Consider the following 24,323-nt stretch of genomic DNA (forward strand, 5'->3'; position numbering starts at 1 on the left):
GGTCAGCCGCGGGCGGGTAGGACTAGCTGGGCGCCGGTGCGGGGGTGGTCGAAGACTTCGACCGGGTGTTGGTAGACGCGGGAGAGCAGGGGGGTGGTGAGGATGTCGCGTGGGGGGCCGCAGGCGGCGAGGCGGCCGGATTCCAGGACGGCGACGCGGTCGGCGTAGGCGGCGGCGATGCCGAGGTCGTGCAGGACGATCACGACCGCGGCGCCGTCGCGGGCGCGGGTGCGGGCCAGGCGCAGGACCTGTTCCTGGTGGCCGAGGTCCAGGGCCGCGGTGGGTTCGTCGAGCAGCAGGGTGGGGGTGTCCTGGGCCAGGACGCGGGCCAGCGCGACGCGGGCGCGTTCGCCGCCGGACAGGGCCGGGAAGGGCCGTGCGGCAAGGTGTTCGGTGTCGGTGGCGGCCAGTGCGGCGGTGATCGCGGCCTCGTCGTCGTCCTGGCGGAGGGTGCGCGCCCACGGGGCCCGGCCCATGGCGACGACCTCGCGGGCGGTGAACGGGAAGCCCACGGTGTGGGTCTGCGGCAGCACGGCGCGGCGGCGGGCCATGTCGACCGGCGCCCAGCGCGCGACCGGCCGCCCGTCGAGTTCCACAGTGCCGCTGGCGAGTTCGAGTTCCCCGGACAATGCCCCGAGCAACGTCGACTTCCCCGCCCCGTTCGGCCCGACCAACGCCAGGATCTGCCCGGCCACCACATCCAGATCCACCTCGTCGAGCACGCGCCGCCCACTCCCGCGCTCGACACCGACCTGCCGCGCCCGCAGCGTGACCGCCCCAGCTCCCGGCACCTCCGGCACCCCATGCTCCCGCACGAAAACCTTTGCCACACTGCGCATTACCCCGGTCACAGCACCCCTCCCGCCCACTTGCCGGCTGCCCCGAGCGCAAGGGTCGGGTCCAGTGCGCTGACGGTGGTGGGTGTGCCGACGACCCCGCGCCCACTCGACGCGTCGATGGTGTTCATGCCCAGCCTCCTGCGCGGGCGCGGGTGCGGCGTAGGAGCCAGAAGAAGAAGGGGCCGCCGATGAGGGAGGTGAGGATGCCCAGGGGGAGGTCGGCGTTGGTGACGAGGGTGCGGGCGCCGACGTCGGCGGCCAGCAGGATGATCGCGCCGATCAGCGCGGACAGGGGGATCAGGACGCGGTGGGCGGGGCCGACGAGCATGCGGACCAGGTGCGGCACGATGAGGCCGACGAACAGGATGATGCCGGTGAACGCGACGCCGGCGGTGGCGAGGATCGCGACGGCGACGATGACGTTGCGGCGCAGCCGTTCCACGTCCACGCCGAGGTGGCGGGCGGCGGATTCGCCGAGTGCGAGCAGGTCCAGCCGGGGCGCCAGCACCACGGCGGCGGCGAGACCGAGCGCGGTGAGCGGCGCGACCACGGCCACCGACTGCCAGGTGGCGCCGTTGAGGCTGCCCAATTGCCAGAACACGATCTGGTCTCGTGCCTGCGGGGAGGCGGTGAACAGCAGAAAGGCCATCAGTCCACCGGCGAACGCGTTGACCGCGACTCCGGTGAGCACGAGGGTGACGGTCTCGGTGCGCCCGCCCGACCGCGACAGCAGATACACCAGCAGTGTCGTGCCCAGCCCGGCGACGAACGCACCCCCGGCCACCGACCACGCCGCCGCGAACGCCCCGCCCGCGACGATGACGATGCCCGCCCCGACCGCCGCACCGGCCGACACCCCGATCACGCCGGGTTCGGCGAGCGGGTTGGCGAACACTCCCTGGAGTAGCGCCCCGGCGGTGGCCAGCGCGGCCCCGACGAGCGCGGCCATCACCACGCGCGGGAACCGCACCTGCCACAGCGTGACCTCACCGGCGGGATGCGCCGGGAGCGGGCCCCACTCCAGGCCGATCTTGTGCAGGACGCTGCCCGCGACTTCCAGGGGTGTGGTCGGCACCTGCCCGACCGCCGCGGAGTACATGGCGAGCAGGACCAGCAGCACTACCGACACGGTGAACACGATCGAGATCTTCGACCATCGTCGCGGGCGAGGCCTGGCTCCGCCCGTCGCCCCAGTTCCGCCCGCTGCTCCAGTTCCGCCCGTCGCCCCGGCTCCGGCCGCCGCTGCGGTGCTGGCTGGCACTGCGGTGCCCGGTTGGCGTCCGGTCGTTGACTCGGCGTCGCGGTCCGCGATGTCCGGTGCCGGTGCCGCGGGTACAGCGCGCGCTGTAGCCGGTGGAGCACCGGAGACGGTGCCGTTCGAATTGCTCGCTGGCGCAGCGATTCCGGCGGCACGGCTGCGGTCGGTCGGGTCCTGGGCACGCGCGTTCATGTCCTGGGCGGGCGTGTCCGGCAAGTTGGCGGCGGGATTGTCCGGCTCGTCCGACCCCTCGCCAGCCGGTGTGCCAGAGCCGCTCATGCGGCGTGCGGGGAGTAGATCGCGTCGCGCAGGGCGGCGAGGACGTGGCCGGTGTTGGGCCCGAAGCTGAGCAGGGCGGCGTCGGACATGTCGACGACGCGCTGGTCGCGGCCGGCGGGGGTCTGGGCGACGCCGGGGAGCTTGGTGAGCCCGTCGACGCCGCCGATGGATTTCAGCCCGTCGGTCATGACCAGGAACACGTCGGGCGAGGCGGCGATCATGGCCTCGCTGGTGATGGCGGTGAAGGGTTCGGTCAGCCCCGCGGCGGTCCCGGCGTCTGTGCCGCCCAGTGCGGTGACCAGCGTGTCGGCGCCCGACCCGGGCCCGGCCATCATGGTGATCGCGGTGCTGCGCAGATACAGGAACGCCATTTTCAGCGGCGGATCCTGGTGCGGCACCGACGCGGTGGCGGCGGCGATCTCGGCGGCGGTGCGCTGGGCGAGCCGGCGGCCTTGCTCCGGGACGCCGAGCGCGGCGGCGACGGCCTCGATCTGCGGCCCGACATCGTCGAGGCCGCGGTCGGGGTCGAAGTAGACGACGGTGATGCCGAGCGCTTTGAGCTGATCACGCATGGTGGGCGTGGCGCTGACGGTGTCGGTGAGAAACACCGTGGGCCGTTGTGCGGCAACGGCTTCCACGTTGATGCTGCCGCTGCCGCCGGCGACGTTGGGCACCTGCCGCACGGCGGGGAACGACGCGGTGGTGGAGCGCCCGACCAGATTCGCGCCCAGTCCCAGCGCCCACACGGTCTGGGCGAGGGTGCCGTAACGGTCGACGGCGACGATGCGGGAGGCGTCGGTGACGGTCACGTCGCTGCCGTCGAACGACCGCACCGTCGCGGGCAGGACGGGGGCGGGCGCGGGCCCGACCGGCACGGGGTCCAGCTGGTCCAGGGTCGCGGTGGCGGGGCCGTGCCCGGTGCCGGTGGTGGTGCCCGCGCACGCGGTGACCCCGGCGGTCAGCGCGAGGGCGAGCACGGCCAGCAGGATCCGGGCCGCCGGAGCGCGCCGCGCGGGGAGCCGCGGCGCACCGGTGAATGCCGCCGCGCGGGCGGCGGTGGTGCGAGCCGGTCGGTCGGGGCTGCTCATGTAGGCAAGCCTAAGAGGTGCCGGGCGGCGGGTGTGATCGGGCCGCCGCTCAGCCGCCGCTGACGTCGTCGAGGGCCGCGGCGATTGCGCGCGGCAGTTCCAGGGTCTCGGCGGCGAGAATGCCGGTGAGCTGGGCGATGTCGCGGGCGCCGACGACCATGCTGGCGACGCCGGGCCGGTCGCGGATCCAGGCCAGCGCCACCGCCAGCGGCGAGGTGCCCAGCCCGTCGCCGGCGGTGACGAGGGCGTCGACGACGCGGGCGGCGTGGTCGTCGAGACGTTCGCGGATCTCCGCGGCGGTGTCCTCGTCGGCGCCGCGCGAGTCGGCGGGCACGCCGTCGCGGTATTTGCCGGTGAGGATGCCCCCGGCCAGCGGCGCGGACGCGATCAGCCCGATCCCGTGATGTCCGGCGGCGGGCACGACGTCGTGTTCGAGGCCGCGGGCCAGCAGCGAGTACGGCAGTTGCGCGGCGGTGATCGGCGCCGCCGACGCCAGGGTGGCGAGCTGCCAGGCGTTGTGGCCGCGCACTCCGGCGTAGCGCACCCGCCCGGAACGCACCGCGTATTCGACGGTGGCGGCGATCTCCTCGAGCGGGGTGCGCGGGTCCCAGGCCGCGACGCTCCACAGGTCGAGGTAGTCGGTGCCGAGGTCGGCGAGGGTGCGGTCGAGCTGGCGCATGAGGGTGCGCCGCGACGCGTCGACGGTCCAGCGCACCTCGGTGGCGGGCGCGCCGGCGGGGTCGGTCGCGCCGGTCACCGCGGCCAGCCCGGCACAGCCGCTCAGGACCAGGTCGTCGCGCGGGACCAGTTCGCCGACGAGCCCGCCGAGGACGCGTTGCGCGCCGCCGCCGTGGTAGGCCGGTGAGGTGTCGACGAGGGTGCCGCCCGCCTCGACGAACGCCACCAGCTGCACCGCCGCCTCGTCGGCGTCGGTCTCCTTGCCCCAGGTGTGCGTGGCCAGTCCCATCCGGGAGACCCGTAAGCCGCTGCGCCCCACCGCCCGCTGTTCCATCACAGTGCCCGTGCTTCCGTCACACGCAAGAGCCTAGGGCCCCAACCGCTTCGAGTCCGGGTACGGCACCCCGAACCGCCGCGCCGTGCCGCGGGCACCGGCCGCGAGCAGCGCGCACGACACCAGCTCGGACAGCGGGCGCGGCGGGGGGTAGGGTCGCTGCCGGACTTCGCCGGGCACCGATCACGCCCGGCGGCAACGGATCCGGTCGTGATGGAGGTGGCGTGGGCGCGTCGATGACGTGGGTGCAGGCGCTGATACTGGGCGCGGTGCAGGGGCTGACGGAGTTCCTGCCGATCTCGTCGTCGGCGCATATGCGCATCGTGTCGGGGGTGTTCTTCGGCGACGACGCGGGCGCGTCGTTCACCGCGGTGACCCAGCTGGGCACCGAGGCCGCGGTGCTGGTGTATTTCGCCAAGGACATCTGGCGCATCCTGTGCGCCTGGTTCGGCACGGTGTATCTGCGGGTCACCGGCCGCGCCGAGCAGCGGGTGCCGCTGGCCGAGCAGGTCACCACGCAGCTGCCGGTCTACGCCGGAGGGCCGCCGCCCGCGCCGGTGCTCGATCCGGACGCGCAGCGCGAACTGGACTACCGCATCGGCTGGTATGTGATCATCGCGACGATCCCGATCGGGGTGCTGGGTTTCGTGTTCAAGGACGCGATCCGCACCGGCGCGCGCAACCTGTGGCTGATCTCGACGATGCTGATCGTGTTCGCGCTGGTGATCGCGGCCGCGGAGTACTACAGCAGCCAGCGCCGCCCGCTCGAGCAGCTCACCACCCGCGACGGGCTGGTGATGGGTTTCGCGCAGTGCCTGGCGCTGATCCCGGGGGTGTCGCGGTCGGGGGCGACGTCCTCGGCGGGGCTGTTCATCGGCCTGACCCGGGAGGCGGCGGTGCGGTTCTCGTTCCTGCTGGCGATTCCGGCGGTGGTGGCGTCGGGGTTGTTCAGCCTGCCCGACGCGTTCGAGCCGGCCGGGGAGGGACTCACCGCGTCGGGCCCGCAGTTGCTGGTGGCGACGGTGGTGTCGTTCGTGCTGGGCTACGCGTCGGTGGCGTGGCTGCTGAAGTTCGTGGCCCGGCATTCGCTGAACTGGTTCGTCGGTTACCGGATCGTGCTGGGGCTGGTGCTGCTGGGCCTGCTGGCCGGGGGCGTGGTGTCGGCGACGTGACCGTCCGCTCACCGCGCGCGGCCCGCCCGCGCGCACCACTAGGCTGGATTACATGACGGTGATCCTGCTGCGGCACGGCGTGTCGACCTCGAATACCGCCGCGACCCTGGCCGGTCGCAGCCCGGGTGTCGATCTCACCGACCGGGGCCGCGAGCAGGCGCAGGGCGTGGCGCAGCGGCTGGCGGCGCTGCCGATCGCCCGCGTGGTGCATTCGCCGCTGTTGCGCTGTGAGCGGACGGTGGCGCCGCTGGCGGAGAAGCTGGGCCTGGAGCCGGTGGCCGAGCCGCGGCTGCTCGAGGTCGATTACGGCGAGTGGACCGGCCGCAAGATCGCCGAGCTGGTGTCCGAGCCGCTGTGGAAGGTGGTGCAGCGGCATGCCTCCGGCGCGGTGTTCCCCGCCGGAGAGGGGCTGGCGCAGGTGCAGTATCGTGCCGTGGCCGCCGTTCGCGAGCACGACCGCGCCCTCGCCGAGCAACACGGGCGCGACGTGCTGTGGGTGGCGTGCACGCACGGCGACGTGATCAAGTCGGTGCTGGCCGACGCGTTCGGGATCCATCTGGACGGGTTCCAGCGCATCGTGGTCGAACCCGCGTCGCTGAGCGTGGTGCGCTATACGCCGGCCGCGCCCTACGTGTGGCGGGTCAACGACACCGGCACCGATCTGTCGGCGCTGGCGGCAACTGTGGAGCAACGAGCGAGTGAGCGGGCGGGTCCGGTGCCCGGCGGCGAGGTCGGGCCCGTCGACGCGACGGGCGCGACCGCGGCGAGTACGGATAATGGGAATGCGGGAGCCCCCGATTCTCGTAGTGAGTAGTGCAGTCGGTTTCAGGAGGTGCAGATGGCCCGAGCAATCCATGTGTTTCGCACCCCCGACCGTTTCGTGGCCGGAACAGTCGGTGAGCCAGGCGATCGCTCCTTCTACCTGCAAGCCGTGGAGGAGCCCCGGGTGGTGAGCGTGCTGCTGGAGAAGCAGCAGGTCAAGGTGCTCGCCGATCGGATGGGGCTGTTACTGGACGAGGTGGCGCGGCGGTTCGGCGCCGAGGTGCCGCCGCAGGCGGCCGAGGTCAACGACACCGACCCGTTGCAGATGCCGCTGGACGCCGAATTCCGGGTCGGCACAATGGGTCTGGGCTGGGACGCCGACGCGGGCGCGGTGGTGGTGGAGTTGCTGGCGATCACCGAGACCGAGGTCGACGAGTCGGTGGTGCTCGACGACACCGAGGAGGGCCCGGACGCGGTGCGGGTATTCCTCACGCCTTCCCAGGCGCGGGAATTCGCGTTGCGGTCGACGAAGGTGATCGCCGCGGGCCGGCCGCCGTGCCCGCTGTGCGGGGAGCCGCTGTCGACCAAGGGGCACATGTGCGTGCGCACCAACGGCTACAAGCGCGGCGACATCTTCGGCGCGGCGGATCTGGAGGAATGAGCCGGTGAGTACCGACGGTGGCGCCGGCGACCCGTTCCACACCGGTGATCTGTCGGTACTGGGGCGGGTGAGCACCGCCAGCAATCTGACCCTGGTGTGCGAGATCGGCGCCGACGGCTCGGTGCGCACCGACGGGCGCACGGCCTCAGAGCATCTCGCGGCAGTCGATGCGTCGTTGCGCGTGGTGTACAAACCGGTGCGCGGGGAGCGGCCGCTGTGGGATTTCCCGGACGGCACGCTGGCCGGGCGCGAGGTGGCGTCGTATCGGGTGTCGCAGGCGCTGGGCTGGGGGGTGATCCCGGAGACGATTCTGCGGGAGGGCCCGCTGGGTCCGGGCATGGTGCAGCGCTGGGTGGAGTCGGTGGATACCCAGTACGGCGGGTCGGGGCGGCCGGATCTGGTGGATCTGGTGCCGCCGGACGCGGTGCCCGCCGGGTTCCGGGAGGTGTTGCGCGCGGTCGACGGCACCGGCGAGGAGGTGTCGCTGGTGCATGCCGACGATCCGCGGCTGCGGCGCATGGCGGTGCTGGATGTGCTGCTCAACAACGCCGACCGCAAGGGCGGGCACGCCCTCGAGGGGGTCGACGGCGGCGTGTACGGGGTCGATCACGGGATCTGCCTGCACGCCGAGCCGAAGTTGCGCACGGTGCTGTGGGGGTGGGCCGGGGAGCCGGTGGAGGCGGAGTTGCTGGACGATATCGGCACGTTCGTCAAGGCGCTGCCGGGTGAGCTGGGCGATGAGCTGTCGGCGCATCTGACCGACGCGGAGATCGAGGCGCTGGCCGCGCGCGGGCGGCGGTTGCTGACCGATCCGGTGATGCCGTTGCCGGTGAGCGCGCGCCCGATTCCATGGCCGGCGTTCTGAGCGCGCGTTCCACGCTGCCTCATTGCAACCGTTGACTTTTGGCAGCGGCCGCGTCGGCGCAGGTCGTGCCGGGTGTGCGGGGGTGTCGCGGGCGAGCTCGGCGCGGGGTCGCCGCCGGGGCCGGGGGCGGGCACCTTTACTCTCGAATCATGCAGTCCTGGTCCGATATCGATGTGCCCGCCGTTCCCGGATCCGGACCGCCGTTGCGGTTGTTCGACACCGCCGATCGGCAGGTGCGCCCGGTGACGCCGGGCGCGACCGCCACCATGTATGTCTGCGGCATCACGCCCTATGACGCGACCCATCTCGGTCACGCGGCGACGTATCTGACGTTCGATCTGGTGCACCGGGTGCTGCGCGATAGCGGGCATCGGGTGCATTACGTGCAGAACATCACCGATGTGGACGATCCGTTGTTCGAGCGCGCCGACCGCGACGGCCTGGACTGGCGGGAGCTGGGCGCTCGCGAGATCGCGTTGTTCCGCGAGGACATGGCGGCGCTGCGGGTGGTGCCGCCGCGCGACTACATCGGTGCGGTGGAGTCGATCGGCGAAGTGGTGGAGCTGGTGGACAAGCTGCTCGCGTCGGGGGCGGCGTATGTGGTCGAGGACGCCGAATATCCGGATGTGTATTTCCGTCACGACGCGACCGAGCAGTTCGGCTACGAGTCGGGCTACGACCGGGAGACGATGGCGCGGTTGTTCGCCGAGCGCGGCGGTGATCCGGCGCGGCCGGGCAAACGCGATCCGATCGATGCCCTGTTGTGGCGGATGGCGCGCCCGGGTGAGCCGTCGTGGCCGGCGCCGTTCGGGGCGGGGCGGCCGGGCTGGCATATCGAGTGCGCGGCGATCGCGCTGAACCGGATCGGGCCGGAGTTCGACATCCAGGGCGGCGGCAGCGACCTGATGTATCCGCATCACGAGTATTCGGCCGCGCACGCCGAGGCGCTGGTGGCGGGCCGGCGATTCGCGCGCCATTACGTGCATGCGGGCCTGATCGCGCTGGACGGGGAGAAGATGTCGAAGTCGCGCGGCAATCTGGTGTTCGTGTCGCGGCTGCGGCGTGCGGGGGTGGATCCCGCGGCGATCCGGCTGGGCTTGTTCGCCGGGCACTACCGGCAGGACCGGGAGTGGAACGATCAGGTGCTGGCCGAGGCGCTGGCGCGGCTGGACCGCTGGCAGCGCGCGGTGGCGCTGGCGTCGGGCCCGGCCGCGCAGGACACGGTGGCGCGGCTGCGCCGGCATCTGGCCGACGACCTCGATACCCCGAAAGCCCTTGCCGCGGTGGACAGTTGGGCGCAGCAGGCGTTGGATTACGGCGGCCCGGACGCCGCGGCGCCGGGTCTGGTGGCCGCGGCGGTGGACGCGCTGCTGGGCATCCGTCTCTGATCCGCCCCGCTGCGCGCGGCGGGGCCGTACTCCCGGGCCCGGGCTTTGACTCGGCGAGATAAATGGTCATTAATGGTCTCAGGCTCGACGAGGAGGTTGGACGGTGGCACCTGTGCCTGGACGCGATCGGATTCGTGCGGTACGCACACAGCTCCGGGCCGGGAGCGCCCTGCTCGGCGCGATACGCCGCGATCCGCGCCTGGCCCGCGACCTGGTCGCCGGATTGCGCGGCCGCCACGACGCGCCCCGGGCCGAGGCGGTGGCCGGGGAGGAACGCCTGGCGCCGCCGGGGCTGGCGGAGTTCACCAAGACCGCGCACGCCTCCCAGGAGGTCGAGGCGCCGCGTGAGTCGGTGGTCGCGTATCTGTCGGATCTGGATCGGCTCGGCGACTGGTTCACCCTGCACACCGGGTGGCGCGACGGCGCGCCGGGCCCGCTGCGCGAGGGCCTGACCTTCACCCAGCAGGCGCTGGTGATGGGGTTGCCCGCCGAGATCCGGTGGACGGTGGCCGCGGCCGGCGCGTCGGGGTTCGAGCTGCGTGGTGAGGCGCCGCAGCAGGTGCGCATCGGGTATTGGATCAGCGTGTCGGGCACGGAATCGCGGTCGACGGTGCGTTTCGACGCCGGGGTGGCCGGGCCGCCGATCGAGGGCCCGCTGGGCGGGTCGGTCGCGCGCAGTCTCGGCGACGCGATGCGCGATTCGCTGGCGAAGCTGCCCGCCGCGCTCGCCGCCGCGGGCCCGCTGCGCACCCGTCCGGTCCGTAACCCGGTGCCGCACACCGCTTCCGGGGTGGAGCTGGACCCGCGCACGCCGGTGCTGGTGGGTGTCGGGCAGGTGGTGCAGCGCACCCCCGACCCGGCCTACGGTGATCCGGCGGGGCTGGCGGTGCGGGCGTTGCGCCGCGCGGCGCAGGACGCCGGCGCCGGGGAGTCGCTGCTGCGCGCAGCGGAGGCGGTGTTCGCGGTGGCGTGCACGTCGTGGCAGTACCGGGATCTGGGCGCGGTGGTCGCCGAACGGGTCGGCGCGTCCGGTGTGGACACGGTGCAGACCAGTCCGTTCGGCGGGGACGGCGGGCAGCTGGCGATCAACGAGGCCGCCGCGGCGGTGGCCGCCGGGGAGTACGAGATCGTGCTGGTCACCGGCGCCGAAGCGGGTGCCACGCAGGCGGCCGCGCAGCGGGCGGGGGTCGAGTTGTCGTGGCCGGAGCAGGCGCCGGGGGTGACGCCGACGCGGACGGTGGGCATCGACAAGGCCGCCAACAACGCCGCCGAGACCGCGGCGGGCCTGATCGCGCCGATCAACATGTACGCGCTGCTGGAGTCGGCCAACCGCCATCGCCTCGGCCGCACCCCCGACGAGCATTCCCAGGCGATCGCGGACCTGTGGTCGCGGCTCTCGGCGGTCGCCGCGGACAACGAATACGCCTGGCAGCCAGAGCGATTCAGCGCCGAGCAGATCGCGGCGGTGTCGGCGGACAACCGGATGGTGTCCACCCCCTACACCAAACTCGAATGCGCCAACCTGACCGTGGACATGGCCAGCGGCATCATCGTGTGCAGCGCGGCCGCCGCGCAGGCCGCGGGGATCGCGCAGGACAAGTGGGTGTTCCTGCACGCCGGCGCGTCCGGGCACGACGAGTGGTTCACCAGTGAACGCGCCGAGCTGGCGGCGTCCCCGGCGATCCGGGCGCTGGGCGCGGCGGCGCTCGACCACGCCGGGATCGGCATCGAGGACGTCGCGCACGTCGACCTGTACGCGTGTTTCCCGGTGGCGGTGCAGATCGCGGCGCGGGAGCTGGGGTTGGCGGTCGACGATCCGGCGCGCACACCCTCGGTGACCGGCGGGCTGACCTTCGGCGGCGGCCCGGGCAACAACTACGGCGGGCACGCGGTGGCGTCGCTGGTCGAGCGGCTGCGCGCCGCTCCGGACAGTTACGGGCTCGCGACGTCGCTGGGCTGGTATGTCACCAAACACGCACTCGGCGTGTACTCGGCGCGCCCGCCGCGCGCCGCCTACCGGCATCTGCGGCCGATCATCGACACGCCGCCGCCGCGCCCGGCCCGCGACCAGCACGAGGGACCCGCGGTGATCGAGGCCTACACGGTGCCGTTCACCCGCACCGGCGACCCCGAACCGGCGGTGCTGAGCCTGATCACCGCGGACGGCGCCCGGATCCTGTTGCGCAGCAACCAGTCCGAGCTGCGAGCGGAACTGCTCGACGGCGATCTGCTCGGGGTGCCGGTGACGGTGACCGGCGGGCAGATCCGTGTCGAGGGCCGCGACCGAGTGCCGCTGCCCGCCCCGCCCGCGCCGCCGGTGCTGGTGGAACGCCGCGGACCGGTCACGATCATCACCGTGAACCGGCCCGAGGTCCGCAACGCGATCAACCATGCCACGGCGGTGGGCATCGAACGGGCCCTGGACGCCTTCGACGCCGATCCGGCCACGCGGGTCGCCATCCTCACCGGCGCGGGCGGATACTTCAGTGCCGGAATGGATCTCAAGGCCGCCGCGCGCGGCGAACTGCCCATGACCGAGGGCCGCGGCCCGCTGGGGATCACCGCGAAACCGCCCCGCAAACCACTGATCGCCGCGGTGGAGGGCCCGGCGCTGGCCGGTGGCTGCGAGCTGGCGCTGTCGGCGGATCTCGTGGTGGCGGCGTCCGATTCGACGTTCGGGATCCCGGAGGTCAAACGCGGCCTGGTCGCCGTAGGCGGCGGAGTGCTGCGGCTGGCACAGCGGCTCCCACGCGCGATCGCGCTGGAGCTGGCGTTGACCGGTGACCCGATCACCGCGGCCCGCGCCGCCGAACTGGGCCTGGTCAACGAACTGACCGCACCGGGCGAAGCACTCGCGGGGGCGCTGGCGCTGGCACAGCGGATCGCGGTGAACGCCCCGCTGAGCGTCGCGGCGAGCAAACGCATCGTCGACGAGTCCCCGGATTGGTCGGTCGAGGAGGCGTTCACCCGGCAGGGCGAACTGGCGGGCCCAGCGCTGTCGTCCCAGGACGCCGCCGAAGGGGTGCAGGCCTTCGCGCAGAAACGCGACCCGGTGTGGAAGGGCCGCTGATTCCCGGTCCACACGTGCGTCCCCCGACCTCGAATTGGGCTGGGGCACAACGGGTCTCACGGCAGCGGGCTCGTCACCGACTCGACCGAGGGGCCAGACGCCAGAGGGTGACGGTTTCGGCGGCGCGGGCGGTGTGTAGCGGGTCGGTGGGGTCGGCGGCGCGGCGGTGGCGGGGGCGGGTGTCCAGGCGGCCGAGTATCTGTAGGCCCGCGGCGGCGATTCTGGTGCCGAGGTCGCCTGGGGCGCGCAGGCCGAGGTGTTCGGAGAGGTCGGAGAAGATGAGCCAGCCTTCGCCGCCCGGTGTCAGATGGTCGGCGAGGCCGTCGAGGTAGCCGTGCAGCATGGCGCTGTGCGGGTCGTAGACGCCGTGGTCGAGCGCGGCCACCGGTGTGCCGGGCAGCCAGGGCGGATTGCAGACGATCAGGTCGGCGCGCACGTCGGGGAACAGATCGCCGTGGCGGATCTCGACGTCACCGAGCCCGAGCCGCCGCAGGTTCTCGCGCGCGCAGGCGACTGCTTGCGGTGACAGGTCGGTGCCGAGCACGCGGGGCACGCCGCGACGGGCCAGCAGCGCGGCGAGGACGCCGGTTCCGGTGCCGAGGTCGACGGCGAATCGGGTGCCGTCGGGCACCGGCGCGCGGGCGACGAGGTCGGTGTATTCGTTCCGGGTCGGGGCGAAGACACCGTAGTGCGGATGAATCCGGGCATCGAGCGCGGGGACCTCGACACCGTTGATCCGCCATTGATGGGCGCTCAGGACACCGAGCAGTTCGGTGAGTGGCACCAGCCGGTCTCCGGTCGCGCGACCGTAGGCCGCAGTGCAGGCGGCGCTCACGTCCGGGGCGCGGCGCAGGGCGAGGGTGTAGTCGGCGCCTAGTTCGACGACCAGGCACGACAGCAGTCGCGCGCGCCGGGCGCGGGCCTGCCGGTAGCGGTGGAAGGCGTGCGCCGGGTCGGCGGGCGGGGTGCCGCGCCGGGGGCGGTCGAGCCGGCGGCGCATGGCCGCCAGGAGATGGCGGGCGTTGTGGTAGTCGCCGCGCCACAGCAGTGTGCTGCCGGAGCGGGCGTGCCGCAGCGCGGTGTCGGCGCTGGTCCGGTCGTCGGTAATGACGAGCCGCACCGGCGGGGGCGCAGCGGTTTCGGTGATGTGTGCGGTCCGGGTGGACACGACGGAACTCCTCGCGATCGACCGTGACGGGGACGGTGAGCGCTTCGACGAGGAGCGGGAAAGGCGGCCGGCGTCAGTGCCGGGTGACGGTGCCCGCGTCGAAGCGCGGGCGGTGGTCCCACAGAACCATGCCGACTGTCATCGGCGTGCCTTTCGTCCGGATGCGTCCGCCGAGCTTACCGTGCCGGTCCCGGGCGGGGGTCGGCTAGGGTGTGGGTATGGCTGCTGCGTTGTCGCCCAACGGTTTCCGTTCCGCTCTGGTACTCGGTGGCGGCGGCCCGGTGGGGATCTCGTGGATGGCGGGATTGGTGACGGGAGTGCGGGCGGCCGGGGTGGATCCGGGGCGGGCGGACCGGTTCGTCGGCACGTCGGCCGGTGCGGTGGTGGGCGCGGTCCTCGCCGGAGACGGCGATATCGCCCGGTTGCTGACCCCGCCCCGCGACGGCACGCCGCCGCTGCGGGTGGACGCGGCGAAACTGGCGCAGATCTTCGCGACCCTCGCCGACCGGGCACTGGCGCCCGCGCAGGCACGCCGCCGCGTGGGCGAGCTGGCGATCGCGGCCCAGGCGGGCGATCCGCAGGAGCATGTGGCGCGGATGGCGGCGCTGGTGGGCCTCACCCGGTGGCCGCGGCGCGATCTGGTGATCACCTCGATCGATATCGGCAGCGGGGACCTGCGCACGTGGACCCGCGCGGACGAGGCCACGCTGACGCAGGCGCTGGCCGCGAGTACCGCGGTGCCGGGCGTGTTCCCGCCGATCCCGATCGGCGACGGCCGCTACATCGACGGCGGGATGCGTTCGTCGATCAACGCCGATCTGGCCGCGGGCGCCGAGGTGGTGGTGATCGTGGAACCGCTGGCGCACATGTTCCCCCGCACCCGCGCCGACGGTGAGCTGGGTTCGGCCACCGTGGTGTCGATCGTTCCCGACGCGGACGCGATCGCCGCGTTCGGCGCCGACGTGTTCGATCGCGCCGCGCTGGCGCCCGCTTACGAGGCGGGGGTGCGGCAGTCCGCGGCCGCGGCGGTGTCGCTGCGGGAGTTCTGGCCCGCGTCCTGATCGCGCCGCGGGCGCAGGCGGGCGGCGAGCCGGTCAGCGGCGACGACCACGAGACCCAGTATCACGAATTCGACTGTGAGCACGAGTGTTTCGCGTGCCACCGCGCCGTAGCCGTGGCCGGTCGGGTCGAGGAAAGGGTACGGGTAGCGGTGGGGGAAGTGCGGGAACAGCGCCCCGCGTGCCAGCACGACCGCGGTGTATCCGATCGGGAAGCACAGCCACAGCGGCACGTCACGCCATCGTGCGGCGTTACGGGGCGCGAACAGCACCCAGTCCAGCAGGACCAGCGCAGGGGTGAGGTAGTGCAGCAGGAAGTCCGACCAGTGGCTCAGCCGATCAGGTCCGGCGACCAGGCCCGGCAACGGGCTGGCGCCGTGCTGCAGCACGAAGTGCGCGACCAGGCCGGTGATGGTGGTGTACAGCACGACCGCGCCGCGCAGCCGTGGCGCGGGCGCGTCGGTGGTGGCGCGGCGGGTCATCCAGTAGACGGCGCCGAGGTAGTAGCCGAGCGCGAGAACGTTGCTGTCGACGGTGAAGTACACCAGCGAACTCGTCCCCGTCGCGAGCCCCGCCCAAGCCGAGAGCACGATCAGCGCACGCCACCACCATGCCGGTCGGGTCCACACGGCCCAGCCCACCTCCGTTCGTCGGTACCGCTGCAGAACCTACCCATGCGGCGGCGATCCACGCGAACACGCCGTTGCCGCGCGGTCGGCCCGCACACCGAGTCTTGTGGTGCGGCCCGTCGCTGATCGTCGGCGGCGGCACCGTCGGCGTGGTGCTCGTGCTGTGCAGTTTCGGCGGGATCATTGTCGGGATGGAGTCGTCATGGCGGGGACTCGCAGGAGACTGCCGCGGTTCCTGACGTGTCCGGCACGTCTCGCGGCCGACGCTCGGGTCAGCGCGCGGAGCCGTCGATGGAGGCGCGGGCGGCGGAGCCGAGTACCGAGGTGAGCGCGACGCCGGCGACGAGATTGATGGCGGCAGTGGCGAATTGGGCGCCGTGGTCGGCGGTGAGGGTGAACGGCAGCAGGACCGCGACGGCGGTGCACAGGGCGCCGATCCAGGAGAACAGGGTCAGCGGGTTGGGCATGAACAACAGCAGCACGGTCAGCAGCGCCGTGGCGAGCAGTGCGACAGCGGCGCCGCCGAGCGCGTATCCGGTGGTACTGGCGTTGCCGTAGGTGCCGTCGCCTTCGGGAGCGAGCAGTCCGTAGCCGAGCACGCCGCGCACCAGCAGGACCCCGACGAGGATGACCAGGGCCACCACGATCGCGGCGCCGACGCCACCGGCCCACAGTCTGGCGAAGTCGACCCGGGGGCCGCGCGCTGACCGCTGCCGCGGATCGGGCTGCTGCGGGTAGTGGTCGCGACCTGGCTCATGGTAGCCGCCCATACCCCGACGGTACTCCCGCCGTCCTCGATTCCGGTCGCGGAACACGCGCCTCCGTCGCGGGTACCGGCTTGCGCGTCCCGGTGCGGGGCACGCGACCGGCCGGGACCCCGTCCGACGCACGCCGAACCGTTGTCCCCCTGACTATTTCGTGTCAGCGCAACTCTCGGCTGCCGCGCGGTAGCCCTGCCCTCGTTCAGGCGGTGATGATGGCGGCCGGCTCGCGCACGGTGGCGCCGGGGTGTTCGGCGTAGAGGGCCTCGATCTCGGCGGCGTACTTGGCCGCGATGGGTTTGCGGCGCAGCTTCATCGTCAACGTCACCTCGTCGCCGCCGGGCTCCCAGAACACCGGCAGCACGGTGAACCGTTTGATCTGCTCGACCCGCGACAGGGTGGCGTTGCCCGCGGCGACCCCGGCGGCGATCGCGTCCAGCACGCCGGGGTCGGCGGCGAGCGCGGCGGCGGAGGCGTCGGGCAGTCCGCGCTGGGCGGCATACGGTGCGGCGGATTCGGCGTCGAGCACGATCAGCGCCGTGTTGTAGGGGCGGTTGTCGCCGATGGTGGCCAGCGCCCCGATCAGCGGGGTGGCGGCCTTGACCGCGTTCTCGATGTTGGCCGGCGACATGTTCTTACCGCCGCTGGAGATGATCAGCTCCTTCTTGCGGTCGATCACCCGCAGGTAGCCGTCCTCGTCGCAGGTGAGGATGTCACCGGTGTGCAGCCAGCCCTGCGCGTCGACCGCGGCGGCGGTCTTGTCCGGTTCGCCGCGGTAGCCGCGCATCACCAGCGGGCCGCGCACCAGGTATTCGCCGTCGTCGGCGATGCGGCCCTCCAGCCCGGGCAGCAGCCGCCCCACCGTGCCCAGCCGCGCCTGCCCGGGCGGGCTGACACTGGCCACGCACGTCAGCTCCGACATGCCCCACACCTCGGAGATCGGGATGCCGAGACCGAGAAGAAACCGAGGGTCTCCGGCGGGATCGGCGCCGCCCCCGACAGCGCCCACTTCAGTTGGTCCAGGCCGATTTTCGTGCGCAGCGCCGAGAGCACCGTCGCGTCGGCGCGCGCCCATTCGGCGGCCAGCTCCGGGCTCGGCGACTGCCCGGCCAGCTGCGCCGCGGCCTTACGCCGCGCCACCTCCAGCGCCCATTCCAGTGCCGCGCGCCGCCCCGGGTCGGGTTCGGCGGTGACCGAGAACTCGATGGCGGCCTTGAACTTCTCCCACACCCGCGGCACCGCACCCCAGACGGTGGGATGCACATCCACCAGCGCCGCGGGCAGGTGCGCGCGGTCGGGCACCGCGGTGATCTGGGTGCCGAAGTATTCGTGCAGATACAGGGCGGTGAGCCGGTCGGCCATGTGCGCGCTGGGCAGGTAGGAGGTCTGCCGGTCGCCGAACGCCACCGGCATCACCGACGCGTAGGAGTACACCTCGGCGGCGAGATTGGCGTGGGTGAGCTCGACGCCTTTGGGGTTGCCGGTGGTACCGGAGGTGTAGCAGAGGGTGACGACATCCTCGGCGCGTACCGCCTGCCAGCTCGCGGCGAAGTCGAAATCGGGGCGCCCCAGCGAGATCAGTTCCGCGACGGCGACCGTGCCGGGCACCGGGCCGTCGAGGCACACGATGGTGTCCATCGCCACCCCGGCCGCGCGCACGGTGTCGACGTACTGCGCCTCACAGATCACCACCCGGTTCCCCGCATTGGTGAACACGTAGCGGAGCTGCTCGGCCGAGAGCGTGTTGTACACCGAGAACGAGGTGGCGCCGGTGTGCTGCACGCCGACCTCGAGCGGATAGAACTCGACCCGGTTGGCCATCATCAGCGCCACGGTGTCCCCGCGCCCCACCCCCAGCGCGGCCAGCCCCGCCGCCACCGCCCGCACCTGCCCGGCGTATTCGCGCCACGTCAGCGAGCGGGCGCCGCCGACCGAACGCACCGCGACCGCGTCGGGGTCGAGCGCGGCGACGCGCTGGAACGCGGCACAGGAGGTGATCGGTTCGCTCATCACAGGCCTCGTTCCGCCGACCGCAGCAGTTGCTCCGACGGTAGAACGCGCGGCGGTGCGGGCGGGCCGAATCGGTGATTTCGGTGGCATCACCCCCGGCGCGTCGCACACGCACAGTTGCCCACCCGAAAACAATGTGTTACCAATCACATTGATATTCGTCCATGCAGTTCAGCCCGCATCCCTCACCGGCCCGCATCAATAACGCCCCGTTTGCCCGCAGCTGCAATCGGGTATCCCCGGACTTCGCGCTCGTGTCCACCGACGCGGAACGAGCCGGCAACAACCATAAACAGGGGAGAGGAGCGCGCGTGACGAGCGCCGACCCGCAACCACAGCAACGCCGATCCGTAGCCGCCGCGGCGATGGGAAACGCCACCGAGTGGTACGACTACGGTGCCTACGCCGCCACCGCCGGATACCTCACCGACGCATTCTTCCCCGGCAGCCTCGGCACCCTGGGCACCCTGCTCGGTTTCGCGATCTCGTTCGTCCTGCGCCCCCTCGGCGGCATGGTGTGGGGACCGCTCGGCGACAAGATCGGCCGCAAAGCCGTCCTCGCCACCACCATCCTGCTCATGGCCGGCGCCACCGGCCTGATCGGCCTGCTGCCCAGCCACGCCAGCATCGGCGTCGCCGCCCCCATCCTGCTGATCGCGTTGCGCGTCGTCCAGGGCTTCTCCACCGGCGGCGAATACGGCGGCGCCGCCACCTATCTCGCCGAATCCGTCGACGACCGCCGCCGCGGCTTCATGGGCAGCTTCCTGGAATTCGGCACCCTGTCCGGCTTCATCGGCGGCTCCGCGGTGGTGCTGCTGATGCAGGTGCTGCTCAACGACACCCAGATGGACCAGTGGGGCTGGCGCATCCCGTTCCTGCTGGCCGTGCCGCTGGGCCTGGTCGGCTGGTACCTGCGCAACAAGCTCGACGAATCCCCGGTGTTCACCGAGGTCGCCGAGCAGCAACACCCCAAGACCGGCCTGATCGAACTGATCACCAAGTACCGCCGCGAACTGCTCACCCTCGGCGGCCTGGTCATCGCCCTCAACGTCGTCAACTACACACTGCTGGCATACATGCCCACCTACCTGAACAAGACCATCGGCCTGGGCGACTCCCAGACCACCGCCATGGTCCTCATCGGACAGCTGGTGATGGCGCTGGTGCTGCCGCTGTGCGGCGGCCTGTCCGACCTGTGGGGACGACGCCCCATGTGGCTGTTCTCGCTGATCGCGCTCGCGGTCCTGGCGGTGCCGCTGTACTGGCTGATGGGCCAGGGGCTCGGCTGGGCGATCCTCGGGTTCGTGGTCCTCGGCCTGCTGTATGTGCCGCAGCTGTCGACCATTTCCGCGACCTTCCCCGCGATCTTCCCCACCCAGGTCCGCTACGCCGGCTTCGCGCTGGCCTACAACGTGTCCACCGCCGCGTTCGGCGGCACCGCGCCGCTGATCAACGAATGGATCATCGACGAAACCGACTGGCACCTGTTCCCCGCCTACTACATGGTCGGCGCCTGCCTGATCGGCCTGGTCGCCTGGTTGTTCCTGCGCGAAACCGTCGGCGCCTCACTGCGCGGCACCGAGGTCCCGCGCACCGACGAGATCCCGAAGGTCCCCAAGCTCGAAACGTCCTAAGCGACTGTTAGAAAACGGCCCGGACACTGTCGCGAGGCCTGTGACTGCCGCCACAGTGGTCTGCGAACGATGCGAAGCCGCGTCGGGAAGGAGACCCCCTGTGACAACGACACAGCCGAGCCCCGGTGTACCGGGCCGTAGTGGTGAACGCCGAGTCGTCGCCAACGTCCTGCGCGGCTCCATCGGCAACCTCGTCGAATGGTACGACTGGTACGTCTACGCGGCGTTCAGCGTCTACTTCGCCAAAACCTTCTTCCCCCAAGGGGATCCGACCGCGCAACTGCTGTCGACCGCGGCGGTGTTCGCCGTCGGTTTCCTGATGCGCCCCCTCGGCGGCTGGGCACTGGGCCGCTACGCCGACCGTTTCGGCCGCCGCGCCGCCCTCACCCTGTCGGTGACCGTGATGGCCGCCGGCTCACTACTCATCGCCGCCACCCCCGGCTACCAGACCATCGGCGTCGCCGCCCCCGCACTGCTGCTGATCGCCCGGCTGCTCCAGGGCCTGTCGGTCGGCGGCGAATACGCCACCAGCGCCACCTACCTGTCCGAGGTCGCCTCCCAGGGCAAGCGCGGCTTCTACTCGAGCTTCCAGTACGTCACCCTCGTCGGCGGGCAACTGGTCGCCCTCGCCGTGCAGATCGTGCTGCAACAGTTCCTCACCACCGCGCAACTGGACAACTGGGGCTGGCGCATCCCGTTCGTCATCGGCGCGGCCGGCGCGATCATCGTCATGATCCTGCGCCGCGGCATGGACGAATCGGCCGCCTTCCGCGCCGCCGCCACCACCCGCGACAACACACCCGCCACCGACTCCGGCCGCGGCTCGCTGCGCGTCCTGCTGCAATACCCCCGCGAATGCCTGCTCGTCGTCGGACTCACCCTCGGCGGCACCATCGCGTTCTACACCTACACCACCTACATGCAGAAATACATGATCAACACCTCGGGCATCGGCAAATCGACGGTGGCCTGGATCAACTTCTGCGCCCTGCTGGTGTTCGTGGTACTGCAACCGATCGCGGGCGCCCTGTCCGACCGCATCGGGCGCCGCAAACTGCTGGTGTTCTTCGGCGTCGCCGGAACCGTCGGGACCGTCCCGATCATGACCGTCCTCGGCCACACCACCGACCCCGTCGCCGCCTGGGCGCTGATGATGGCCGCGCTGCTGATCATCACCGGCTACACCTCGATCAACGCCATCGTCAAAGCCGAACTGTTCCCGACCAAGGTCCGCGCCCTCGGCGTCGGCCTGCCCTACGCCCTCACCGCGGCCCTGTTCGGCGGCACCGCCGAATCACTCGCCCTGTGGCTCAAGAAGATCGGCCACGAATCGGTCTTCTTCTGGTACGTCTCGGCCACCATCCTCATCTCCCTGATCACCTACTGGTTCATGCGCGAAACCTCCACCGACTCACCCATCGACGCCACAGAGGAAACCAGCCCGGCCGCCGACCCGGTCACCACCAGATAAACCCAGTCACCCGCGCGCTGCCCGCCTCGGCCAGGCAGCCGCGACCGGACCCGGTGCGCCGGGCCGAACCGTTTACGGGAGAATCACACCGTGCAGTTGGCAGTGGTCGAAGACGACGACGGAGTCGGTGACGCCCTGGTGGAGGCGCTCACCGCCCGCGGGCACCACGCCCACCGGCTGCGCCGCGGCGCCGACCTGCTCATCGCCCACCGCGGCTACGACGCCGTCATCCTCGACCTCGGCCTGCCCGACGCCGACGGCCTGCAGGTCCTGCGCCGGCTGCGCGAGGTCAGCACCGTCCCCGTCGTCATCCTCACCGCCCGCAGCGACGAACGCTCCATCGTGCGCGGCCTGCGCGGCGGCGCCGACGACTACCTCGTCAAACCACCCCGCATCGCCGAACTGCTCGCCCGCATCGACAACGTCACCCGCCGCGCCGCCGCGGCCACCGCACCCGCCGCCCGCGTCGTCACCACCGGCGACGTCCGCGTCGACCTCGCCGCCCACCGCGTCGACGTCGCCGGACAACCGATCTCGCTGACCGCCAAGGAATTCGAACTCGTCCAAGCCCTCGTGGAACGCCCCGGCGCCGCCGTCAGCCGCCAGCAACTGATGGACCGCATCTGGGGCGACGCGTTCGTCGCCGTCTCCCGCAGCCTCGACGTGCACATGACCGGACTGCGCCAGAAACTCGACCGGCCCGGACTGATCACCACCATCCGCGGCTACGGCTACCGCTGGGGCGAGTGACCACATGCGGCGACGCGTCCTCACCGCCCTCACCGTCTTCGCCACCCTCGCGGTCCTCGCCTTCGCCGTGCCGCTGTGCCTGACCGCCGCCACCAGCCGCACCCAGCAACTCGTCCTCGGCCGCACCGGCGACGCCGAATGGTTCGCCGCCCTCGCCGACGCCGCGGCCACCACCGGCGACACCCGCGCCCTCACCGCCGAAACCGGCCGCTACCACCAGCTCTACGGCGAGAACGTCCTCGTCGTCGACGCCCGCGGCGCCACCCTCGCCGGCGCGGGCGTCGACCCCGCCAGCCCCGCCGTCGTCGCCGCCCTGGCCGCCGCGCGCCGCAACCAGCGCCCCGTACCGGTCGCACAACTCATGCCGTGGAGTCCCGCCACCGTGCACATCGCCCGCCCCATCGGCACCGGCGTCCAGGTCAACGGCGCCGTCCTCATCCAGGCCTCCACCGCCCGCGCCCGCACCGACATCCTGCGCACCTGGGGCATCGTCGCCGGCGGCGCCCTCGCCGCGATGGCACTGTTCATGGTGCTGGCCTTGGCGCTGTCACGCTGGGTACTGCGCCCGCTCGCCGAATTGTCCGGCGCCGTGGAGAAACTCACCGCCACCCTGCCCAAACCACGCCCCGAAGCCGTCGACCAGACCAGCATCACCCGCCGCCACGGCGGCCCACCGGAAATCCGCGCCGTCGCCGAATCCTTCGACACGATGGCGCTGGCCGTCGCCGACTCCGCCGCGGCGCAACGCCAGCTCGTCGCCGACACCGCGCACGCCATGCGAAACCCGCTCGCCGCGTTGACCATCCGCCTCGACTCACTCGAACCCGCCATCCCCGCCCACGCCACCACCACCTTCCGCGGCGCCACCGCCGAAGTGGAACGCCTCACCGGACTGCTCGACGGCCTGCTCACCCTCGCCGTCGCCGAAGCCACCACCGACTTCGACCCCGCCGGCGCCCCCACCGCCACCTGCGACGCCGTCCAGGTCGCCCAGGACCGCGCCGACGCCTGGCGCAGCGCCTTCGACCACGCCGGACTCACCCTCACCCTCGACGCCGCCGGACACCTCGACACCGCCGCCGACGCCGCCGTCCTCGCCCAGATACTCGATGTGACGCTGAGCAATTCGTGCCGATACGCCGGAACCGGCGCACACACCCGCCTGACGGTCACCGGCAACAGTGGCACGGTGACCGTGACCGTGACCGATGACGGCATCGGAGTGCCCGCCGGCGAACTGGACCGGCTCACCACCCGCTTCTTCCGCAGCTCCACCGCCACCGCCGGCGGATCGGGCCTCGGACTGCCGATCGCCGCCGCACTGGTCAAGGCCCGCCACGGCAGCCTGCGCATCGAACCGGTCCACCCGCACGGGCTGACGGTGACCATCGAACTGCCCGCGGCGGCGCCGTCGTGAACCGGCGCGGATTCCTGTGCGCCACCGGCGCTCTCACCGCGGCCGCGCTCACCGGCTGCGGCGGGAACCCGACACCCACCGTGCGGGTGGCCGCGGGGGAGGTGGGCGGCTTCTACCACGCGTTCGCCGAACTGCTCGCCCGCGCCGCCGCCACCACCGGCACCGTCCGCATCGAACCGGTCACCACGACCGGATCCTTCGCCAACCTCGCCATGCTCGACCGCGGCGAGGTCGACGCGGCACTGGCACTGGCCGACTCGATCGACGCCGACCCCGACCGGGAGCGGCTGCTGGCCCTCGGACGCGTCTACGAGAACTACCTGCAGTTCGTCGTCCGCGATACCGGCCGGATCCGCACTACGGCGGATCTGCGCGGCGCGCGTATCAGCCTGGGCGCTCCCGGCTCCGGCGCGACATTCACCGGTGACAGGCTGCTGCGGGCCGCCGGACTCGAGCCCGGGCGCGACGTCGAGATCACCCACCTGGCGTTGCGCGACGCCGTCACCTCCCTCGACGACGGCTTCATCAATGCGCTGCTGTGGGCCGGAGGCGTCCCGACACCGGCGCTCGATGTGCCGCACGCGCTGCGGCTACTCGACCTCGGCGATCTCGCAAAGCCCATGCGGGACCGGTTCGGCTATCTCTACGACCGCGTCGCCATCCCCGCCGACGCGTATCCGGGCGCGGCGGCCGTGCGGACCATCGGGGTCGCCAATCTGCTCGTCACCACCGGATCGCTGCCCGGACAAGCCGCCGCGGCGCTCACCGAACTGCTCATCACCCGGCCCGAGGACCTGGTTCCCGCGGAGGCGGCGGGGACACAGTTCCTGGATGTGCGGTCGCTGATCGGGACCGACGGCGTGCCGTTGCATCCGGGCGCGGTACCGGTGTACCGCCGCCATCACGGGTGAGCATGCTCCATGGCGCGTTGAATGCGCGCAGTTGGCATGAGGCGCAACCCATTCCAGAACCGTCACTGTGACGTTTTGTGGATGGTGAGCTGAACCGTGCCGAGGGGGAGTAGCGTCCGC

General features: G+C 72.0%; 19 protein-coding genes and 1 pseudogene. 12 read left to right on the forward strand and 8 right to left on the reverse strand.

Annotated features, from left to right (window positions below):
• Positions 1-2 precede the first annotated feature (2 nt).
• The 4 genes from ACFMRZ_RS05595 to ACFMRZ_RS05610 all read right to left on the reverse strand — a co-directional run bounded on the left by ACFMRZ_RS05595 (position 3) and on the right by ACFMRZ_RS05610 (position 4,476).
• A complete protein-coding gene (locus ACFMRZ_RS05595) occupies positions 3-851 on the reverse strand; it encodes a heme ABC transporter ATP-binding protein (protein WP_400178194.1) in 849 nt (282 codons plus the stop codon).
• 112 nt (positions 852-963) lie between these two features.
• Positions 964-1,938, reverse strand: a complete 975-nt coding sequence (locus tag ACFMRZ_RS05600; protein ID WP_400182776.1) for a FecCD family ABC transporter permease — start codon at positions 1,936-1,938, stop codon at positions 964-966.
• Positions 1,939-2,372: 434 nt separating this feature from the next.
• Positions 2,373-3,464 (reverse strand): hemin ABC transporter substrate-binding protein, encoded by a 1,092-nt coding sequence (locus tag ACFMRZ_RS05605; RefSeq protein ID WP_400178195.1) that lies wholly within the window; start codon positions 3,462-3,464, stop codon positions 2,373-2,375.
• Between the two features lie 49 nt (positions 3,465-3,513).
• A complete protein-coding gene (locus tag ACFMRZ_RS05610) occupies positions 3,514-4,476 on the reverse strand; it encodes an aldo/keto reductase (RefSeq protein WP_280364593.1) in 963 nt (320 codons plus the stop codon).
• Positions 4,477-4,700: 224 nt separating this feature from the next.
• Between ACFMRZ_RS05610 and ACFMRZ_RS05615 the strand changes: the two genes are divergently transcribed.
• The 6 genes from ACFMRZ_RS05615 (at position 4,701) to ACFMRZ_RS05640 (ending at position 12,394) form a co-directional block, all read left to right on the forward strand.
• Entirely contained in the window at positions 4,701-5,648 is a 948-nt protein-coding gene (locus tag ACFMRZ_RS05615) for an undecaprenyl-diphosphate phosphatase (RefSeq protein ID WP_280274997.1), read from the forward strand.
• Between the two features lie 52 nt (positions 5,649-5,700).
• Positions 5,701-6,462 carry a histidine phosphatase family protein gene (locus ACFMRZ_RS05620; RefSeq protein WP_280274998.1) on the forward strand — a complete coding sequence of 254 codons (762 nt, stop codon included), beginning with the start codon at positions 5,701-5,703 and terminating at the stop codon, positions 6,460-6,462.
• 24 nt (positions 6,463-6,486) lie between these two features.
• Positions 6,487-7,071, forward strand: coding sequence for a DUF3090 domain-containing protein (locus ACFMRZ_RS05625; RefSeq protein ID WP_280274999.1), 585 nt, complete (start codon positions 6,487-6,489; stop codon positions 7,069-7,071).
• 4 nt (positions 7,072-7,075) lie between these two features.
• Positions 7,076-7,936 (forward strand): SCO1664 family protein, encoded by an 861-nt coding sequence (locus ACFMRZ_RS05630; protein ID WP_280275000.1) that lies wholly within the window; start codon positions 7,076-7,078, stop codon positions 7,934-7,936.
• A 149-nt stretch (positions 7,937-8,085) separates the two neighbouring features.
• Positions 8,086-9,324, forward strand: coding sequence for a cysteine--1-D-myo-inosityl 2-amino-2-deoxy-alpha-D-glucopyranoside ligase (gene mshC, locus ACFMRZ_RS05635; protein ID WP_400178196.1), 1,239 nt, complete (start codon positions 8,086-8,088; stop codon positions 9,322-9,324).
• 112 nt (positions 9,325-9,436) lie between these two features.
• A complete protein-coding gene (locus ACFMRZ_RS05640) occupies positions 9,437-12,394 on the forward strand; it encodes a crotonase/enoyl-CoA hydratase family protein (protein ID WP_400178197.1) in 2,958 nt (985 codons plus the stop codon).
• 73 nt (positions 12,395-12,467) lie between these two features.
• On the opposite strand, the gene ACFMRZ_RS05645 is transcribed toward ACFMRZ_RS05640, so the two are convergent.
• Positions 12,468-13,562: a methyltransferase gene (locus tag ACFMRZ_RS05645; protein WP_400178198.1), complete on the reverse strand. Its 1,095-nt coding sequence runs from the start codon at positions 13,560-13,562 to the stop codon at positions 12,468-12,470.
• 218 nt (positions 13,563-13,780) lie between these two features.
• Here ACFMRZ_RS05645 and ACFMRZ_RS05650 point away from each other — a divergent pair, with 218 nt between their 5' ends.
• A complete protein-coding gene (locus ACFMRZ_RS05650; protein WP_400178199.1) occupies positions 13,781-14,623 on the forward strand; it encodes a patatin-like phospholipase family protein in 843 nt (280 codons plus the stop codon).
• Here the strand turns inward: ACFMRZ_RS05650 and ACFMRZ_RS05655 are convergent.
• The 3 genes and pseudogenes from ACFMRZ_RS05655 to fadD11 all read right to left on the reverse strand — a co-directional run bounded on the left by ACFMRZ_RS05655 (position 14,554) and on the right by fadD11 (position 18,020).
• Positions 14,554-15,249 carry a Pr6Pr family membrane protein gene (locus ACFMRZ_RS05655; RefSeq protein WP_400178200.1) on the reverse strand — a complete coding sequence of 232 codons (696 nt, stop codon included), beginning with the start codon at positions 15,247-15,249 and terminating at the stop codon, positions 14,554-14,556. The two genes, ACFMRZ_RS05650 and ACFMRZ_RS05655, sit on opposite strands and share 70 nt — an antisense overlap.
• Positions 15,250-15,521: 272 nt before the next feature.
• Positions 15,522-16,019 carry a DUF6069 family protein gene (locus ACFMRZ_RS05660; protein WP_280275006.1) on the reverse strand — a complete coding sequence of 166 codons (498 nt, stop codon included), beginning with the start codon at positions 16,017-16,019 and terminating at the stop codon, positions 15,522-15,524.
• A gap of 193 nt (positions 16,020-16,212) precedes the next feature.
• Positions 16,213-18,020 (reverse strand): annotated as a pseudogene (fadD11, locus tag ACFMRZ_RS05665) (fatty acid--CoA ligase FadD11).
• Between the two features lie 365 nt (positions 18,021-18,385).
• Between fadD11 and ACFMRZ_RS05670 the strand changes: the two are divergent.
• The 5 genes from ACFMRZ_RS05670 (at position 18,386) to ACFMRZ_RS05690 (ending at position 24,203) form a co-directional block, all read left to right on the forward strand.
• Positions 18,386-19,654, forward strand: coding sequence for an MFS transporter (locus tag ACFMRZ_RS05670; RefSeq protein ID WP_400182777.1), 1,269 nt, complete (start codon positions 18,386-18,388; stop codon positions 19,652-19,654).
• A gap of 100 nt (positions 19,655-19,754) precedes the next feature.
• Complete coding sequence (locus tag ACFMRZ_RS05675) at positions 19,755-21,125, forward strand: MFS transporter (RefSeq protein ID WP_400178201.1); 1,371 nt, start codon at positions 19,755-19,757, stop codon at positions 21,123-21,125.
• 90 nt (positions 21,126-21,215) lie between these two features.
• Positions 21,216-21,875, forward strand: coding sequence for a response regulator transcription factor (locus tag ACFMRZ_RS05680; RefSeq protein WP_280275009.1), 660 nt, complete (start codon positions 21,216-21,218; stop codon positions 21,873-21,875).
• Positions 21,876-21,879: 4 nt separating this feature from the next.
• A complete protein-coding gene (locus tag ACFMRZ_RS05685; RefSeq protein ID WP_400178202.1) occupies positions 21,880-23,292 on the forward strand; it encodes a sensor histidine kinase in 1,413 nt (470 codons plus the stop codon).
• Entirely contained in the window at positions 23,289-24,203 is a 915-nt protein-coding gene (locus ACFMRZ_RS05690) for a TAXI family TRAP transporter solute-binding subunit (RefSeq protein ID WP_400178203.1), read from the forward strand. The genes ACFMRZ_RS05685 and ACFMRZ_RS05690 overlap by 4 nt, the downstream gene beginning before the upstream one ends.
• The last annotated feature ends 120 nt before the right edge of the window (positions 24,204-24,323 follow it).

This window comes from Nocardia sp. N2S4-5, assembly GCF_044628355.1.
GTDB lineage: Bacteria > Actinomycetota > Actinomycetes > Mycobacteriales > Mycobacteriaceae > Nocardia > Nocardia wallacei_B.

What these genes read in the sequence shown, in the direction of transcription:
- ACFMRZ_RS05625 (WP_280274999.1), top strand. Translation starts at nt 6,487, where the DNA reads ATGGCCCGAGCAATCCATGTGTTTCGCACCCCCGACCGTTTCGTGGCC.
- ACFMRZ_RS05660 (WP_280275006.1), bottom strand. Translation starts at nt 16,019, where the DNA reads ATGGGCGGCTACCATGAGCCAGGTCGCGACCACTACCCGCAGCAGCCC.
- ACFMRZ_RS05605 (WP_400178195.1), bottom strand. Translation starts at nt 3,464, where the DNA reads ATGAGCAGCCCCGACCGACCGGCTCGCACCACCGCCGCCCGCGCGGCG.
- ACFMRZ_RS05670 (WP_400182777.1), top strand. Translation starts at nt 18,386, where the DNA reads ATGGGAAACGCCACCGAGTGGTACGACTACGGTGCCTACGCCGCCACC.
- ACFMRZ_RS05650 (WP_400178199.1), top strand. Translation starts at nt 13,781, where the DNA reads ATGGCTGCTGCGTTGTCGCCCAACGGTTTCCGTTCCGCTCTGGTACTC.
- ACFMRZ_RS05685 (WP_400178202.1), top strand. Translation starts at nt 21,880, where the DNA reads ATGCGGCGACGCGTCCTCACCGCCCTCACCGTCTTCGCCACCCTCGCG.
- ACFMRZ_RS05610 (WP_280364593.1), bottom strand. Translation starts at nt 4,476, where the DNA reads ATGGAACAGCGGGCGGTGGGGCGCAGCGGCTTACGGGTCTCCCGGATG.
- mshC (WP_400178196.1), top strand. Translation starts at nt 8,086, where the DNA reads ATGCAGTCCTGGTCCGATATCGATGTGCCCGCCGTTCCCGGATCCGGA.
- ACFMRZ_RS05600 (WP_400182776.1), bottom strand. Translation starts at nt 1,938, where the DNA reads ATGTACTCCGCGGCGGTCGGGCAGGTGCCGACCACACCCCTGGAAGTC.
- ACFMRZ_RS05620 (WP_280274998.1), top strand. Translation starts at nt 5,701, where the DNA reads ATGACGGTGATCCTGCTGCGGCACGGCGTGTCGACCTCGAATACCGCC.